Here is a 17,144-nt window from a genome sequence, read left to right as displayed (position 1 = left end):
CGTCTGCTACCAGGACGGCGGCAACAGCTACGTCAGGGGCTACTCGAAGGGCGCCCAAAAAACCTGGCTCGAAAATGAACTCAGCGCGGCAAGGTCGGATAGGAACATCGACTGGGTGGTCGTCTGCATGCACCAGGTTGTCATCAGCACGGCAGGATCCTTCAACGGAGCCGATCTGGGCATCCGGCAGGAATGGGTGCCGCTGTTCGACAAGTACGGCGTGGACCTGGTTGTCTGCGGGCACGAGCACCACTACGAATGCTCCCACCCGATCCGGGGCCAACAAGCCAACGCAACGCTGACCCCGATTCCGGCAGACACCCGCACCGACGTCATCGATACCACAAAAGGGACGGTGCACATGGTCCTGGGCGGGGGCGGAACGTCCGTGCCGTCGAACCAGTTGTTCTACAACCCTCCCTCATGCCGCGTCATCACGAGCGTTGGCGCACCCGACCCCACAACGCACAAGCGGCCACCGGTCTACGTCCAGGAAGACGCACCCTGGTCGGCACAACGGGATGCCGCGAACTCGTATGGTTTCGCGGCCTTCAGCGTCGACCCCGGCACCGAACCCGGAGGGACAACGAAGATGAAGGTCACGTACTACAACGTCACCGGTCCCCAGGGACAGCTCGCATCCTTCGAATCCTTCACGCTCCAGCGGCCACGGTCCGATTCACACCAACAAGGCGGCAACGGGAACAAGGACCGAGGCTAAGCTGATCAGCGTCGCCAAAGCAACGTTCAAAGACGACTGCCGTCGGTTTTAGTCTCAAAACGTCGGGACAGCCCCAAACAGGCAAGACGAAGGCCCTCCAACCCAGCGTTTCCGCAGGTCGGGGGGCCTTGACTGTGGGGCTAAGGGGATTCGAACTCCTGGCCTCTTCTCATGGGGCGGCGTATTTCACTGTCTGCCACCGGCTTATGACATCCTGACTCTCTCCGCGGAACTTGGCGGTTTTCCGTGGGGGTCGAGGTACTCCGCGATCATCGTCGCACGCGGTCAGACTGGTGACGGCCGGCTCGATCACTTCCGACGAAGGTGTGCTCGGCCCGAACACACGCAGAAGGCTGAAGACAAAGTGCCGGGCATGGTCTTTCCCAGTCCTTATGGCCTCGCCAACCGCGCTGTCGTAGTCAAGCTGGCGGAGGGCGACGTTCCCGCCGTGACCGTCTCGTGCATAGGCCGTCCACCGGCCGAGGATGCACTCAGCGCCGTCGGCCTTCCGACGTACTGCCTGCCGTTAGTGGAGTCGGTGATCAGGTAAATCCCCTGAACTTCCGACAGGGCAGCCTGCCAGTCTGCCAAACCCCGGACTATTTACCAGACACGCCCTAGCCCCAGATCCACATCCAAGCTTGAACCAGGGCCACAAGGCCGCCGGCAATACCGAGCACGGTTAACGCAAACTTCGCGAATTGGGACGCGATCTGTCTTTTGGAAGGCCGAATGGGCGCTTGATAGCTCGACGGGAGCTCTTTCAGGTAGTCGCCGAGGTTACCAACCGCGCGTGACAACCCGAGAAGGTTAATCCTCTCCCCTTGTCGTGTGCGTTGATTGACCAATTCGCCAAAGGTCGCCCATCGCTCCGACGGAGCGAGAGCCGGTGGACCCTTCGCGAACGTGATGGTGTAGAACTGCATCCGATACTGCGTAAGGGCGCCGAATGTGTGAGAGACCTGCGTCGCGTCGCTCTTGGGGCCTCGACTCAACTGGTCAAGACCTGAGCTAACGAAAGAGGGGATCTCTTCCTCCAACTCCCGTAGGATCGCTTCGTCAGCACTTTCATCGGTAGCACGGTGGTGGCCTCCTACCAACTGAAAGCTGTTTGCTTTGCTGTCCCACCTCACAAGAAAGCGCACGCCAATTTTCCACCCAAAACGGGCCTTGATCACGGCCTGGACGACGCTCGTCGTGCGAATGGCAATCGGATTTTCCCAGCCTGCACGATACTCCTCCATGGCTAGCGTCAGATGCGGACCATTACGGATATTCGAACCCCTCTGATCGTCTGGTGAAGACCAGCGCGACCAGCCTTCGAAAGCGGGTTTCCCGGCGCGAATGTACTGCGCAAGACTCCTCATGAACACCGAAGCGATCTCGCTTGCTACGACGTAACCGTTGGAGGCGGAGTTTTCCGTCACTAGTCCGAAGGCCTTGAGCATCTCCATTGTCGTGACAAAGTCCGTGCCAGACTCGGTGAAATAAGCCGGGGAGATAGGTCCGGAGGACGAGGAGACACGTTCAAGGATCTCGGCAAATTCAACGCTCGCGGCAGAGGAAACAACCATTTCCTCATGATATCGGCGCATCGCAATGGAAGGTACAGCGAATGAGGGGTCGACACATAATCGGTTCGTATCGGCGGTGCCACACTTGAGCGGCATAGTTCCGATGATATAAGCGGAGCTGGGGCTGAAATCTGCCGGGCCGCGTTCGCGCGTGCGCTCTTAATCCTGCAATGCGGTGCCGTCACACGTTGGCACCCTGAGCCTGACAAGGGTTGACTGTTCGTTTCCGAGGAGCTTTGTCTCTGCGACCAGCACTAACGAAAATGGCAGAGGAGCCAAGCTATCCAATCATGGCGCCCTAGGTCCAACCCCGAGGCAGGCCTAGAACGGGTGACGATTGATCCATTTCGATGCCGTCGCGTAAGAGATCCTATGACGAACAGCAGCAAAGAGGTCGGCCGGTCACTCGACGCCACAGGCGGCGCTGCACACCTTGACAGCACCGGCTATCCTGATGCAAACGTGGCGTAAGGATATGGGGGACACATGACAGCAGAAGAGTACGAATTCCTTCACGCTTACGAGTATCCGGAGCTGGCGCGCCGATACGTGTTCTCGGAGGACATGTGGATGGACCTCGAGCGCGCCTCCGCAACAGAATGGGAGAATCTTGCTTCACGAGGAACGTCTAAAGCCGGCGTCGAAAAGATCTCCGAGCGTGCCTGTATCTATGTCACAGGGTCTTTGGCTCGTTACGAAGCAGAACTAACTAGCGATCTCGACCTGTTTGTTATGGATGCCATCAAAGATGAGAACGATCGCCTAACGTACATTGAAAATTCCCATCTCATCTCCAGCCTTGACCATGTTCGGTCGGAAGTTGGCTTTAGGCCGTTCTCCAAGGGTGGCAAGTATATTCACACGCACTCACTTCACGAGATCATCGGCCAGACAGGATCTCAACAGGACGACGCCCTCAATACATTTACGGCAAGAATCCTTCTGCTTATCAATAGCAAGCCCCTCCTTAACGAGCATGCTTACGAATTTTCCTGGCGACGCGTTCTCGATCGTTACTGGCAGAACTTCGATCCCGAGAAACCCTATCTCCCCATCATGCTCATGAACGACATACGCCGCTGGTGGGGCGTACTCGGACTGAACTTTGAAGAGAGAAATCTAAAGAGCCGACTTGACGGAAGTGACGCCTTCCTGCCGAACCCAGAACGAGAAATTAATAACTTAAAGTTAAGATATTCCCGGCTAATCGCCTGCTATTCAGTCCTCGTAGCCTTTGTCTATCGCTCGACGCACAAAGGCATCCTTCGCGGTGAGGCGGAGCAGATCTTGCGGCTAACACCAGTTGAAAGATTTTTATATCTCCTTTCCGTCGCGCAGGATGACAAGCCAATTATGGCCCGCCGAATCGACAACGTTCTCCATCAATACAACGATTACCTTGTTCTTGCCGCAACCCCTCACGATGAGCTCGTCCGAATGTTCAGTAGCGACACGTTCAGGCACGAGCAGAAGAACAAGGCCTATGAGTTTCACCGCGACTTCTTTGAATTATTTGAAGCCACTGGGCGCGGCAAACTACTTTACGAATACGCAGTACTATGATGTATGGCAAAAACTCATGAAGCAGGAGCATAAAGTTACTTACGACAACGGTAATCAATTAAGCTTCTATCCTTCGTCCTATAACGAACAGAGCATGCAGGTTCTCGAAATGCTTCGCGCACGCGCGAACGAATCAAGACGAGTGACGCTCGAATTTCCGGTATCGGATATCGCCTCTGACAGTACAGGGATCCTACGCCCTGATGTTATGTCCGACTGGCTGTCAGATGCCCACATGACCGTATTACATCTTGGGCGGATGCCGTCTTTAGTCAACGATCTTCGGCAAGCGGGGGCGAAAGTCACCATAGAGGAGTTTACGTCACAAGTAGCTGAAGTCTGGGCGCCGGTGCTTGGAACTACTGCCGTCCGGGGTGCTTTTGTACTTGAGGCGACCCGGGTGGCGGAACTTAGATTTGGCTCGTCATCTACCACTGTGCTGGAAATTGAAGTGACTCTCGCCGTACAGCGGATTCGGGATAACGCTCGAAATGCATTGCTCGGCGTCTTCGCGCTCAATGGCATAAGCGATCCTGAGAAGTTCATGGCGGAATCGCCCGCGATCCGGCAACCTTCACCAAGATGGCACCCCCATGTCTCGCTGCCTATGCCGATCTCGACGGCGTTCCCCGAAAGAGACATTCCGAGCGGCGCTCTAAAGCTCAAATTTGACCCTCTAAAGATCAGGTAGATCGATTCGACTATATTTCTACTCACCGTGATGAATCAGAATCTCGGCGACCCAACAGAGCGATCAAGGTTGCGCTGGAGATCCGAGTTCTGGAACTGGAGTGACCTTTTGGACTTTCTGGTTGATCTGCTGGTCCGCCCTCCCCCGGATCGGAAGCTCTCAACGGATGTTGATCTCCATATCCGAGATATGCTGGGCATCGATGAACACCGTTTCGGGTCCGTGCGCTACTTCCAGGACCCTGAATCAAAGGCCTGGACGCGCTTTGAGCCGTGGATGACAACCATCGTGGACCTGGACACCGGCCAGGTCCTGGGCGTGGTCGACGGCCGGGACCACAAGGACGTCGGCGAATGGCTCTTCGCCCGGCCCCCTGACTTGGCTCACGGTTCGTGGTCTCACAGTGGGCCGGGGCTCTGACCTGCGGTGATTTTTCCGGATTGGGGCTTTTTCACTCACTAACGGGTTTTGTTCTAGTGTCACGTTGTGGCGTTCATCAGGAGGATGCGAACGGCGTCGGGGGCGACGGCTGTGCAGATCGCCGAGTATGTTCGCGGTCGTCAGCGGATCGTGGAGCGCGTCGGCTCGGCGCACACGGAGGCCGAGCTCGGTGTTCTGCTTGAGCGCGCCCGTGAACTGCTGGAGGATCCGGCCCACTTACGGCGTGGTAGAAGGTCTACGACATGTCATTCTTCTTCATCATCCCCTTGGCGTAACCGTGCGGCAGACATAAACCCCACTGCGGGCCTTGGGCAACACCAACCTCGCCGGCCAGCAGCCGTGCACGCCGCCATCTGGGGCAATGAATCGGGCAGATGGCCCACTCGAGTCCACCGGTGCCAACAACGCCTGATATTCCAGTAAGTTCCCTTGCGCTTCAGTTCCTCAATGCGCAGAGGGCGTTCCTCACCGAAAGAGCCGGGGGCACCGATATCCCATTTAGGTCGGCTGCGATTGCCCGCGCCAAAATTCGAGGAGATGCCCATCTTTTTCAGCGATCTAGATGGTTCGATGCCCGAATAAATGAGATGAGTTTCTGTACCTTCTTGCGGAGATCGTGTGACCAAGAGTCGATATCCAGGCGCTCCGCGGTTACTTCGACTGCGACCGCGGCTTTAGCGAGCTCCTCGGGAGATCCTGAGTGATTATCCTTATGCAGCGGATTTGTGAACTTGCCTCCATCCCAGGTGAAGGTCACACGAGGATATTTTCGTTCGATGGCAGACTTAAGAATTTCGGACGGAACATCCCCGACCGACATCACCGATTGCCTTGGCCGCAGCTCTCATGTCATGGTCCGAGAGCTTGAAGTCAGGCCCTGGACCGCCCCATCGCTGGTGCGCGAGGATCGCGGTCGTTTCTGCAATGTCCCGAACAGTGACGAGCAGTTCCTCGTACTTGTCGTCCTCAGTGCGCTTCTTTACATCCTGAGACCCGTGGCTGCTATTTACCTTCTGAACTTCCGCGTCAATTGTCGGCCAAATAAGTTCCACGCGCTTACGAAGGATGTCCGTGTCGATGCCCGGCCCAAGTTCACTCTCGTTGAGGTCTTTCATGATGGAGTAAAATCCATCAAGGGTGGCAAACTTCATCTGGAATCCCGTCACGGGGCCCTTTACTTCGACTGTGTCGTCAAAGTCGACTAGGAGCACCGGCATAAGTTCTCGCTTGGCGTCGACCTTGCGGGACAGAGCACCAGCCTCGTAGTTAAGCCACGGAGCGCCTTGATTCTGCTTCGACACGCATACGATGCCGAAGTCCGTGTCGCTGAGCTGCTTGTCGATCTCGGGCAGCCAGATAGAACCAGAACGGTTCTCAGTGCTGATCCATGGCTTTGCATCGTCGAAAAGGCTGGGAAGGCAGCTGTAGATGGCCTGGGCCACGGCCTTCGTATTGCCGGACCAACTGATAAAAACCTTCAAGAACTACTCCCTCGCACGATACCCCCGTAACAGTATCAACGAGCGCTTAGTTCAGCTCACCAGCCTTGAACGTGTCTCTCCCCGTGACATGGCGCCAAATCACGTGAACAAGCCGCCTTGCCTGGGTCGGGTAAAGCGGCTCTTCGCATTTAGGCATGGTTGGTCTGTTTGATTCGGTAGGGGCGGTGGCCGCCGGCCGCGAGTAGGCATCTGAGTCTGTAGTTGGTGAAGTTGCGGAAGCCGCGGGCGATTCTGCGGGTGGTTTCGATGACGCCGTTGATCGCTTCGGTGGGTCCGTTGGAAGCGCCGTGGGTGTCGAAGTAGGCAAGGATCGCGGCCTTCCATTGTTTGAGTGTCCGGCCCAGTCGGGAGACCTCGGGGATCGGGCAGGACGGGAACGAGGAGATCACCTCGTTGACGAGTTCCCTGCCCCGCTCCGGCCTGGCGTGGTAGATGTTTCGGAGCTTCTGGTAGCACTGCCAGGCCAGGGTGACTTCGTGGTCCGGGTCCCCGAGGGTGAGTTTCGCGTCGAGCCGGGCTGCCTGTTTGTCGGTGAGGTGTTCGGCCCCGATCTGCAGGGTCCGGCGGATCCCGTAGAGCGGGTCGCCCTTGCGGCCCCGGTGGCCCAGGGTCTCCTGCTGGACGCGGCGGCGGACCTCATCGACCATGGCCGATCCCAGTTTCACGACATGGAAGGCATCCAGGACGGTGATGGCTTCGGGCAGTTCGTCGCGGATCGCGTTCGCGTAGCCGCGGAACGGATCCAGCGCGGCGGTCTTGATGCCGGCGGTGAATTCCTCGCCGCGGGCTTTGAGCCAGTCGGCATAGGCCTTCCCGGACCGGCCCGGGACGAGGTCCAGCAACCGGGCATGGACCACACCGTTCCCGTCGCGGGTGTGGTCCACGATCCCCGTGACCATGCCGGATCCGGGCGGGCCGGTATGGGACCAAACGTGCTCATCGACACCGAGCGCGTTCACCCCTGTCAGACGTCCAGTCGCTGCGATCCGTCGGGCAGCCTCGGCCTTGATCCCGTCCCAGGCCGTGTGCTAGGAGACGCCGAGCTGGTGGGCCAGGGCGGAGACGGAGGTATCGAAGCGCTGCAGGCCGTCGGTCGCCCACGCAACGGCCCTGGCCGTGAGTTTCGCCCTCGGTCCTGCCAGAGGGTGTTCTTCGGTGAACGTGGTTCTGGGACAGTCGGGGTCCGGGCAGCGCCAGACACGCTTGGCCCACAGCAGCCGCACCGGCCGCCCGAAACAGGGTGTGTCATGGAGCCGGACCTGCCGGCGGCCGTGCCCGACCGCGACGACACCGCAGTCCGGACAACCGCTAACGGTTTCGGCTGTCTCGACGCGCAGCACCAGACCGGAACCGGCCGCCGTGACAGAGCAGACGTGGATGCCGTCGACACCAAGAACCGCGTCGGCCCGCTCGCACCAGCGACCACCCGGGCAGGAAGTAGCATTGGGCATATCAGGGTCTCTTTTTTATTTGGAAGCTTGGTCGCTACCAATTCAAAGAGGCCCTGACCTCTCTCCCACTGCACCACGCCGCAGCGGCATCCGGACACGCTCCTGCCCTCGGCGTCAGACGACCCTAACCACGCTCATCTGCGAAGGCCCGGTAAAGCTCCGCGACCTGTTGAATCAGAGAGATCCTGTGGCGCGCCGCGGCGTTCTTCGCCGGGAGTTGCCCCCAAAATGAGCTTCCGGCTGGTCCTTGACCTCGCCGCCGACGGAATTCCCGTGGCGGTGGCCTGCTTGGTCCTTGGCTTCTCCAAGCACCAAGCACCAATGACTTGGCGGAGGCTCACCGTCCCGACCGCGTCGCTCCGGGCCAACTTTTGCACGTCTGCGTCATTGCCATGAAAGCAACACCCGACGGGGTCTCGATATAGCCCCATACATCATCAAAGGAAGCAAAGCTTGCTCGCCAGACTTCCGGCTCCCTTAAAGTTCTCGTGGATGCTGCAGGGCGGACGGAGACGAACAAGCTCTACCGCACAGTCTGCAGGTGGTGGAACGAGATCGAAGTCCTCGTCGTCACCGGCGCCACGACTGGAAAGGTCGAGGCGAACAATACCGCCACTCCGCCGGATGCACCAGTAACTTGTTAGCGCGATTTCCAACCCTAAGTTGCAAAACGGCAAAGGATATGCCGCCATTTCCCTACAGGCCATCCAGTAGTTCCGTGGGCGGCTATCAGCAATATCTTCCGCCGTATAGAACGCGGCGAAGCCGACAGAAACGATCAGTTCCGCGCAGAGACGCTCCGAACAATCCGTGTCAGAAAATAAACAGCGATAAAACTCGCGAGCAGCGGGAATTCCGCACCACCTCCCCCATTCGTGCATTGGGCGGCTGCCACGGTAGTCACGCCCACGCTGCCCAGGGCGGCGCCAAGGGCGGCGAGCCCGATAACGGCATTGGGGGCCAAGGAAGCCGCTGCACCGAATACGATCGCTACGAACAAGGCAACAAGGAGCGCCCATGGGCCGTTGCCCAGCACAGTGACGCCGCCCGGAAATGCCACGAAAAGTAGTATTTCGATGGCTCCAAATAGACCCATTCCGATCGGGGCGAGGCGACGGCGCATGAAGAGGGCGAGCAGTATGCCGCCGACAAAAGCGGCTATAAGCGCTCCAATGACGACAAGTTTTAGGACCAAGGACACTTCAGCGCACTTGTTGGAAGATCCAAGGAAACCAACCATAGAAACAGCAGTCGCCAAGATTCCTACGCCCGACAGCAGACCGTCGAGAAGGACGCGAATTTTTCCCTTGGTCGCCATTGCGCCCGCGAGTCCCAGGATTGCACCTGAAGAAAACGCGGTTCCCGATGGTAACGGTGGGATGAGATTGTTGACGGCGAATACTCCAAGCAGCGGGGCCACCCATGGAACGCTTTTCTCGGGGGACGCATAGTACCGGAGTTCCGCCCACCGTTTGGCAGCTCCCCTGTTGGACCGCATACCCCTGATCGCCAGTAGCAACACACCAACGGTGAATATGAAAACGAGAAGGAGTCCGAGTGCCTCCCGCAAAGCGACCTCCTACCGGAAACGACACAAAAACGGCGACCATCTGATTTTGACGCCCCCGGCGTAGTCAGATGATGGCACCATCGGGCCCTCTTCGGGAGCGTTACACGCGGGCGCACCAGATTCACCTTGGCGGAACCCGGATTGCATCCCGGATTTTGGTCAGCAATTGGTCATTCGAAAGTTCATCCACTATCAGTGATGTCTTGTGGGCAAGCGCCTCCAACTGGGCGCAGCGCTGATTTTCACGCTGCCTAGTCTCCCGAGCCTTTAAACGCAGCGCATCACGCTCCGATTCTTCGAGCTCCCATTCTTCTCTCTCCCTAAGATAGGATGACCGTCGCGCGAGATATGACGCTTTTTGTCTCTCGTAATCGAATAACGCAAATTTTTCGCGTTCAATACTTTTCCTACCCTCGTCTCCGAAAGCACTTTTTATCACCGACAAAAAGACTAATGGGCTCACAATCCCCAGAATGGTGAGAGTGATCCAAAGCCACCCTAGCGCATCGAGGTCGGATTGTTTCTGAGGCATCCACAGTATTATCCATGACGAGATGCATACGACTCCTGAAATCCACGCCCACCGCACGTGAGAACGATGTGCTGACGCTAACGTCGAAGGTTGGGGGCGAATCGGGTATTCGTCCGAAGGTTCGCGAGGTTGACGTACGCTGGGTGGCACGTCGCTGATGGCCTGCTCTCCCACCTTTTTGTGGTTTTCAGCAGCGACGCGGCATGAAGCGGCCAGGTCCTTGAGCCTCGAGACGGCGAGGGGAGTCAACTCGGACAGCGAAAGAATCTGTTCAAATCGGGATTCTTGAAAGGGGATCGGTCGCAGTTGCATTTCGTTACCACCTGCTAAGCCAGTCCCGATTTCTGAGATTGCTATCCTTTCAGCATCAAGAGCAGCGTCGTACCATGAGCCCAGACCGTTTGGAGCATCTAGAACTTCTGTAGCCAATCGTTGCAGCTCGGCTGCGAGTTTTTCAGCATCATGAACGGTTCGTTTAGCCACGTACAACGCCGGGATGGAATGTTCTGACGCGGCCAGGAGACATAGTTGATCAAACCATGGCAGCTCACGCGCGATGCTATTCTCGAATGCGGAAGCTGCGTAGTCCTCATGAGTGAGTTCGTTGACAGCCTCTTGCAACATCGTGTAGCGCGCGTACGCCCCCGTCACGTCGGCTAATAACACCGCGGGCAGGTGCTGCGCGGCCACTTTGTGCACCTCTTCGATAAGTTCCCGCCACCTGCTGTCCAACACTGACAGGTCCGAGTGTTGCGGCAACGAGCCGTAGATAGCCATAACTCCGGATTCGAACAGCTGATTCACAAAAGCAGCCCTCGACCCGGGACTTCCACTGCCGTCGAGTTCTTCAAGGGCGTCCCAAGCGAATTTCCTCGCCTGAAATAGCGACAACTTTTCGCCACGATAAGACGGGGCCAGCCGTGGCGCCATTGCGATAATAAGGGCGGCTACCGCAGCGTCCGGGGTCAGACGTTTTAACACAAATGCTTCATGTGCGGCGGCCACGCTTCCGGTGGCATCCAGGCGGTCCGCCCACAAAAGCAATTCATTGAAAGAAGGCCCCATGATCAGTCGTCTGGAAGCGTCCCAATTGTCGGCCATAGCAACGCCCATACGAGAAAGGCTCACTATGTTTAGCCCGACAAATTGGAAAGCCACCTGATTCGAGGCCGCCGCATCATCGATGTCAACCGCGACATCCGGGAAACCCCCAGCCAGCCAGTCCTGCACCTCTTCGCTACCCCACCTGTAGCGGGGATCCCTCGTGAGCAACCCCCGAAGGAGCTGCTTCCATCGTCGGTCCCGCACTTCCTCCAGCGGGACCGGGCGCTTGCCGATGGCGGTGCTCACTTCCAAATCGGACAACATGCTGCCGTCATAATCCGACAAAGGATGATGTCCAATGATCAACTCGGCGAGCGTCATTCCCAAACTCCACCAGTCCAGTGGCGGGGCCACCTCCCGCCCACCTGCTTCCGGGGCGGCATATGCTACAGTCCGGGACTCTGACCGATGTTCCATGGAGAGTTTAAGTACCGAGGCGAGACCGAAATCAGTCACTGCACACTCGAGCGGGTCCAAGGACCGGAGGAGAATATTCGCTGGCTTCACGTCGCGGTGGACGATCCTGGGGGATGCCGAATGAATCTCCTGGAAAACGCCGACAATCTGGTTGAGGATTGTTCTCATGAAATCGTCGCTTGCCGGCGCGTGCGATTTCTTCTGCCAGTCTCCGAGCGAACCCAGAGGACAGTACTCCATGACTTCCCACCAGTGTCCAGCGAACGTCCCCGTTCGCTCAAGCTTGACAACGTGCGGCGACTCTAGTCCCCGCAACCGTTCCCACAGATCGTCTTGATCGTGATGGACCCTGGCGTGGACTTTGAAGAGCTTCACGACGACGAGATCCTCGCCAGTTCCCCCCCTTCGCCTGCAAAGCAAGAGCGTGGCTTGACCTGCGGCGGCCTCTAGTTCCCGGACGATGTCAAAGTCGCTGGCAATCTCCGGGGGGAGGTTGTTTAGGAAGTAGTTTACCGACGAAGGATCGGCTCCTGTACCTGAGCTAACACCGGGGATCCTGTTTGATTCGGTCGGTTCGATTCGGGTAACCCCTGGCGCCCCAGGAGGGTCGAGCGGTTCGATTCGGGTAACCCCTGGCGCCCCAGCAGGGTCGAGCGGTTCGATTCGGGTAACCCCTGGCGCCCCAGCAGGGTCGAGCGGTTCGATTCGGGTAACCCCTGGCGCCCCAGCAGGGTCGAGCGGTTCGATTCGGGTAACCCCTGGCGCCCTGTTTTGATCGTCGCCATCGTCGGCGGTGGATACTTTACTCATTGCCGAACTTCCTTGGTCCGTTCTTCGTCAGCGACTGCATGTGTTGTCGGCATCGCTGCGGTGCGTACGCTCCCCCAAGGTGCGGTTGAAAATTGGTGCTCTTCTGCGACCGGGATGAGCGAATCGTTTTCTCTAGTCATGGGTACGGGAGCCCATTCAATGGTTACGACCGATACATTGTCGGGAGCCCCGAGAGCCAAGGTTTTGTTGACCAATTTGTATGCCACGGCGGGGTTTCCTGTCCTGAAGGCATCTTCCATAGAAACGTCGTCGATTACATCATGCAACCCGTCGCTGCAGATCAGCAGGCTGTCGCCTCCTGACCAGTCAAATTCAAAAAGGTGGGGATCCAACCGAACCTCGCGCCCGCCGCCGAGGCACTGTGTCATGACTCCATTGTTTCCAGGGGCTGCCGGAGGGCGGTCGTCCACAGAGAGTTGGCCCAGATAGCCTCCATTAAATTGATAGACACGGCTATCACCCACGTTGAACGCGATACCGGTACCATCTGGGCGGAGCAAGACACCTGCAACGGTGCTTCCCATTCCGGCAAGCTCGGGCCGGGTGCGGCCATCATCTAAGAGTCGTCGACTGGTATGGGCTATCGCTGTCCTAATCTCGCCGTTGAAATTTTCTGGCTCAGACGGTGCCCACTTACTGAGCGACTCGGCGACGAGGCGGCTTGCCGTGGCACCGCCCCGGTGGCCGCCCATGCCGTCGGCCACGACCACAATGACCGGGATTGCACCGTCGACTGCGATTTCGAGCGCCGTTGGTTCCGTACCGGAAAATGCCCAACCCGATATTCCGATTGCGTCTTCGTTTTGACTGCGTACTCCCCCACGATTCGTCACGGCAACGATCCGGTATTGCGCAGCCTTTTTTCCGTCTGATGTTTCGTGCGTGAAAGCACCTGGCTCAGACATGTGACCGGCCTATGTTCAGCCAACAATTCGATGCCAGCCGGATGGATTCCCCCGCTGATAAGTTGACTGACTCGTGAGCGGCTAGGCGACTCCCGTCCACAAACACGCCGTTCTCCTTGCCCATGTCCTTGATCGTGAGTGAGTCCTGACCCGCCGATAGGAGTGCGTGATAACGGTGGACGTTGTCGTAGTGCCACAATTCCGGCTGGTAGTCCCGGCCCAAGCGAACTTCGTCTCCCGGCGCCAGCCAAGCTATGCGCACGTCTCTCAGTAGAACGGCCCAAACCGTCGTTTCTTCGGAAATAGACTGCTGCTGGCTGCCTGCCACTGACGGTATAACCTCTGTCCCCGACAAGCCTGACCGGGGGGTGGCAGAATGCTTCTCTGCGGCGAACTCGGGCTCGCCAGTGACCAATCCCTGTTCTTGGTGGCAATTTTGACAAATCCAGAGATTATCTGGAACGGGCGTTCCGCAGTTCCAACATGGGCGGGATTGTTCTGGGGTCAGGTCAGCCATGATGTTCTGCCTATTTTTATTCCTCGGGATGCGATCTTTTTTTCCAAGGATTTCATGGCACCTGGGCTCGGGATTCCGATGAACCACAGGTCGTCGCCATCAACTTCAACTTGCATCTGTCGTCTTTGCTGGCCGAAATCGTGTTGCAGCCGGTGTTCCGCATAACGGTCCCGGCCCAGTTCGGTCAGTGGGACCACCGTTTGATTGGCGGAGCCCCTCAGTGGGGCTTCGTCTGCCTGAGCAGCAACGAACGGTTCAGGAATGACGACATCCAGCAACGACAAAATTCTTTCGTGCTGCTCGCGTAATTCCGTGAGGGATCGGCCGCTGTAGGAAACAACGTCAATCGGCCGGGAAATGTCCGCTCTCCATGCCGATACCCCTAAAAGAAGCTCCATCAGTGGCTCGGGTTGGTCAAAGGGTTCACCGCCGCTAATTGTCAGTCCGTCGATCTGATTCGACGGCAGTTCTGCCAGCCATCGCAGGATTTCAGTCACGTCTGCGCCCGAAGACGGGTTCGGCGCCCACGTGTCGCGGGAAATGCAGCCAAAGCACCTGATGCTGCAGCCCTGGACCCAGATCCCGGCCCTGGTTCCGTAGCCAAGGTTCTTGACCGGAAAGTGCGCGCGACTCAATTCAAGTTTCATGCCAGCTCCACCTGCCAGCCTGACTCGAGCTCTACCAGTCCCGTCACTGTCGCGGCGCTTCGGTCGTCCGGAAGATCAAACAGCGCCCGTGCCAGCGGATTGACGAACATGGATTCAATGACGTTGCCAATGCCCCGACCTCCCATATCCAGCGATGCCAGCGCGCGCTCTGCGATCTGATCATGCGCGTTCTCGGAGATTTCGATGCGTATTGCAAGCTGCCGAAACGCTTCCTGACAAACGTTTTTCAGGAACACGTGGACAAGTTTCTGCCCTACTTCCCGCGAAATGAAGTCGAAGACCACAATGTTGTCCCCAATCCGATTCAATAGTTCAGGTCTGCCCAGCGTTTTGGTGAAATGATCTTCAACTGATGCCCGAATGAGGTGCTCCACATCCTTATAGGGGGTGCCCGGTGTAACGATTGGGATCCTTCGACCGTCTTCTGCTTCCTTGTAAACGCCGAGGTTCGACGTGAAGACAATAATCGATTCGCTGAAAAACACAGTGTTGCCACTGCCGTCCGTCAATCGACCATCTTCGAGTATTTGGAGAAACTTGTCCAAGATCCGTTCGTGAGCTTTTTCAATTTCGTCGAAAAGGACGAGGCAATACGGACGTTCCCTGATCGCATTTGTCAGTTCGCCCCCGGCATCATGCCCTATAAATCCAGGAGGGGATCCGATGAGTCGGGCAGCGGATTCCTCCGCCGAGAATTCGCTCATGTCGAACCGAACGTAGGACTCTTTGGTTCCGAACACCAGTTGGGCCAAGCGCTTTGCCAATGCGGTCTTACCAACGCCGGTAGGTCCCGTGAAGAACAACACTCCCTGCGGCCGGCCGGGCGTGGATCCTGCCTGCGAGCCGGTGAGACCCATGGCAGACCGAACGAGAATGTCCATGGCCTTACGAACTGCTCTATTCTGACCCAGGATCGGAGCCTGGCTGGCGCGGTCCGTGTTGCTTTCCTCTTGCCCGATGATGTCTTCGTAGCCCGACCTGATTTTCTCTTTCAAGTAAGGGTTGCGCCAGGGGTTTTCTCGGATGCCAACGCGATAACACCGAACAGCGTCTTCCATTCGTTCAATCGGAAGTTTAAGGTCTGCGGCGAGTCGACAGATTTCGATCAAACTACGAAGGGACATGCCGTTCGTAAGTTCGGCGAAATGTCTGTGGGCGGCTAACTTCGACGCATGGTCCAGTTCGTTATAGCCCAGTATCACAGGAACAAGGCCCGACGCGGCCCTCTCGCGCACGTCCATCTCGGGAAGAGGAATAGATATGACCCTCACCGGATCAATCGCCGTCAGCCAAGAAGGCAAGTCGTGCTCCTGATCGGCGAGCCAGATCACTGGGTTGTACAGGGGGGATTCCCTTGACCCCTCCCGGCGAAGAGGGACCGCAGCATGTGCAAGTTTCTCTGCAACAACATGTAACTGCCTGGCCTCGGGGTCCACTTGACCATCGGACGTCAGCCTTGACGCGTAGTCTACGACCAGTGCGGCCCGAACGTCCCTGGTCGCTACAATCGCCCGAAGAATTTCCGCGAGTTCAGCCAATGTGACTGGCATTGACATCGGACGTACCAACTGGCGTCCGGTCAGTGAGCCAGAGAGTCCTTCGCTGGACTCATGTAGAACCCGTAACCCGTCCGCCACGTCATAGCCGATAACGACGTCGTAGTCGTTACCGGTCAGGACAGCGGTTATTACATCAAGAGTCCGAGTCAGACGGAACGCGTCCTTCGGTAAACCCGAACCCATCCATTGGCGATCCCTGATTTGACCAGCTATCACCATCTGCGAATTGGTGGCCAGTGAAACGTCGAGGGTTTTCGCCCATGCAGGAAATGACCGTAGACGAGCCTCGGTTTCCGCAACCGCGTCTAAGCTTTGTGTGCTCATTTCATGCCCTGTTCCCGCTGCACAGCCGGCCGTGGACCCCGGTGACTAAACTTGCCGGAGTCAAGTCGTCGGGCGGGTGCGAGGCCTGGGGCCACTCTCCGTACCCGACCTGCGACAATGCCCTGCAGCTGCAAGTGATTCAGCAGACGGGGAAAGTCTTTGCACCATGAGGTTTCAACTTCTTTATCCCGAACGGCACTAAGATGTGAGAGCTCTTCGTCCGCCGTCCGGACGATCTCCAAGGAAACTTCGCCGGCACTGATGCCGACACTCAGTGCATGATGGTTCCAAATTGTGCGACGAACCAACCCCTCAGCACCGGGAGAGATTGTATCGAAGCCCGTGAAGACGGTGTAACCAAGCTCTTCCAGCCCGTGTTCGACTACCTTGGCCACCCAAGCCCGCTCAACCTCGGCCTCGGCAGCGATTTCGGCACGTTCAAGATCGACAGTTATTTGGGCAAGATCCAAGGTTCTACCTTGGATGCCAGCCTCGCGGGCCAAATCAATTTTCCTCTGCAATTCAGGATAAGTCCCTGAAAGCGCCGCTATTCTGGCGGCGAGCTCGTTGATCTTGGCCTCGTTCACCCTCCGGGTAGACGCAGCATGATTTGCCTGCCCAATCGCAATTTGCAGTCTGTCGGCAAGAAAATGCCCACGCTCGGTGGTCACTTGGCTGACCGTCTTCGACAATTGCAACATGTACTCGTCGGGCAACACTGTCGGATCCAACTCTCCCAGATAACGTTCAATCCGCATTGCAGGTGTTTCTTTG

Annotated in this window: 13 protein-coding genes and 5 pseudogenes; 8 read left to right on the top strand and 10 right to left on the bottom strand. The window is 57.6% G+C overall.

Translation table 11 applies throughout. The features are described 5' to 3' along the window. Together KNN17_RS21115 and KNN17_RS21110 are read left to right on the top strand one after the other, a co-directional pair. Positions 1 to 721, top strand: a 721-nt coding sequence (locus tag KNN17_RS21115) for a metallophosphoesterase (protein WP_241710808.1), incomplete at its 5' end; no start/stop codon positions are given. A 373-nt stretch (positions 722 to 1,094) separates the two neighbouring features. Next, positions 1,095 to 1,271 carry a hypothetical protein gene (locus KNN17_RS21110; RefSeq protein ID WP_241710807.1) on the top strand — a complete coding sequence of 59 codons (177 nt, stop codon included), beginning with the start codon at positions 1,095 to 1,097 and terminating at the stop codon, positions 1,269 to 1,271. Between the two features lie 67 nt (positions 1,272 to 1,338). Here the strand turns inward: KNN17_RS21110 and KNN17_RS21105 are convergent, their stop codons facing one another. Beyond that, positions 1,339 to 2,295: a hypothetical protein gene (locus KNN17_RS21105; RefSeq protein WP_241710806.1), complete on the bottom strand. Its 957-nt coding sequence runs from the start codon at positions 2,293 to 2,295 to the stop codon at positions 1,339 to 1,341. A 486-nt stretch (positions 2,296 to 2,781) separates the two neighbouring features. Here KNN17_RS21105 and KNN17_RS21100 point away from each other — a divergent pair, with 486 nt between their 5' ends. The 4 genes and pseudogenes from KNN17_RS21100 to KNN17_RS22780 all read left to right on the top strand — a co-directional run. Beyond that, positions 2,782 to 3,858 carry a hypothetical protein gene (locus tag KNN17_RS21100; protein WP_241710805.1) on the top strand — a complete coding sequence of 359 codons (1,077 nt, stop codon included), beginning with the start codon at positions 2,782 to 2,784 and terminating at the stop codon, positions 3,856 to 3,858. Beyond that, complete coding sequence (locus KNN17_RS21095) at positions 3,779 to 4,549, top strand: hypothetical protein (protein WP_241710804.1); 771 nt, start codon at positions 3,779 to 3,781, stop codon at positions 4,547 to 4,549. Before KNN17_RS21100 ends, KNN17_RS21095 begins: the two co-directional genes overlap by 80 nt. A 186-nt stretch (positions 4,550 to 4,735) precedes the next feature. After that, positions 4,736 to 4,921 (top strand): annotated as a pseudogene (locus KNN17_RS21090) (ISL3 family transposase); the annotation flags it as partial. 114 nt (positions 4,922 to 5,035) lie between these two features. Further along, positions 5,036 to 5,203 (top strand): annotated as a pseudogene (locus KNN17_RS22780) (IS1634 family transposase); the annotation flags it as partial. A gap of 572 nt (positions 5,204 to 5,775) precedes the next feature. Here KNN17_RS22780 and KNN17_RS21085 read toward each other — a convergent pair. Both KNN17_RS21085 and KNN17_RS21080 read right to left on the bottom strand, forming a co-directional pair. Further along, on the bottom strand, positions 5,776 to 6,471 hold the full coding sequence (locus tag KNN17_RS21085) for a toll/interleukin-1 receptor domain-containing protein (protein ID WP_241710802.1): 696 nt from the start codon (positions 6,469 to 6,471) through the stop codon (positions 5,776 to 5,778). Between the two features lie 149 nt (positions 6,472 to 6,620). After that, positions 6,621 to 7,943 (bottom strand): annotated as a pseudogene (locus tag KNN17_RS21080) (ISL3 family transposase). A gap of 179 nt (positions 7,944 to 8,122) precedes the next feature. On the opposite strand from KNN17_RS21080, the pseudogene KNN17_RS22725 reads away from it, so the two are divergent. After that, positions 8,123 to 8,276 (top strand): annotated as a pseudogene (locus KNN17_RS22725) (IS3 family transposase); the annotation flags it as partial. A gap of 143 nt (positions 8,277 to 8,419) precedes the next feature. Beyond that, a pseudogene (locus KNN17_RS22775) lies at positions 8,420 to 8,557 on the top strand (ISL3 family transposase); the annotation flags it as partial. A 164-nt stretch (positions 8,558 to 8,721) separates the two neighbouring features. On the opposite strand, the gene KNN17_RS21075 reads toward KNN17_RS22775, so the two are convergent. The 7 genes from KNN17_RS21075 to KNN17_RS21050 all read right to left on the bottom strand — a co-directional run. Continuing rightward, positions 8,722 to 9,513 (bottom strand): hypothetical protein, encoded by a 792-nt coding sequence (locus tag KNN17_RS21075; RefSeq protein ID WP_241710801.1) that lies wholly within the window; start codon positions 9,511 to 9,513, stop codon positions 8,722 to 8,724. A 121-nt stretch (positions 9,514 to 9,634) separates the two neighbouring features. Continuing rightward, positions 9,635 to 12,376 carry a protein kinase domain-containing protein gene (locus tag KNN17_RS21070; RefSeq protein WP_241710800.1) on the bottom strand — a complete coding sequence of 914 codons (2,742 nt, stop codon included), beginning with the start codon at positions 12,374 to 12,376 and terminating at the stop codon, positions 9,635 to 9,637. Then, on the bottom strand, positions 12,373 to 13,302 hold the full coding sequence (locus tag KNN17_RS21065) for a PP2C family protein-serine/threonine phosphatase (protein WP_241710799.1): 930 nt from the start codon (positions 13,300 to 13,302) through the stop codon (positions 12,373 to 12,375). Before KNN17_RS21065 ends, KNN17_RS21070 begins: the two co-directional genes overlap by 4 nt. Further along, positions 13,295 to 13,819, bottom strand: a complete 525-nt coding sequence (locus KNN17_RS22720) for an FHA domain-containing protein (RefSeq protein WP_372489715.1) — start codon at positions 13,817 to 13,819, stop codon at positions 13,295 to 13,297. The genes KNN17_RS21065 and KNN17_RS22720 overlap by 8 nt, the downstream gene beginning before the upstream one ends. Continuing rightward, the gene (locus tag KNN17_RS21060; protein WP_241710798.1) at positions 13,807 to 14,466 is read right to left on the bottom strand and encodes a 4Fe-4S single cluster domain-containing protein; all 660 of its coding nucleotides are present in this window, start codon (positions 14,464 to 14,466) and stop codon (positions 13,807 to 13,809) included. Before KNN17_RS21060 ends, KNN17_RS22720 begins: the two co-directional genes overlap by 13 nt. Continuing rightward, positions 14,463 to 16,370 (bottom strand): AAA family ATPase, encoded by a 1,908-nt coding sequence (locus KNN17_RS21055; RefSeq protein WP_241710797.1) that lies wholly within the window; start codon positions 16,368 to 16,370, stop codon positions 14,463 to 14,465. The genes KNN17_RS21060 and KNN17_RS21055 overlap by 4 nt, the downstream gene beginning before the upstream one ends. Further along, positions 16,367 to 17,144: hypothetical protein (locus KNN17_RS21050; protein ID WP_241710796.1), on the bottom strand; the 778-nt coding region annotated here is incomplete at its 5' end. The genes KNN17_RS21055 and KNN17_RS21050, both read right to left, overlap by 4 nt.

The organism is Arthrobacter bambusae (assembly GCF_022606295.1).
In the GTDB taxonomy this organism is placed as follows: Bacteria; Actinomycetota; Actinomycetes; order Actinomycetales; family Micrococcaceae; genus Arthrobacter; species Arthrobacter bambusae_A.
This window is presented reverse-complemented; position numbering and strand designations above follow the sequence as displayed.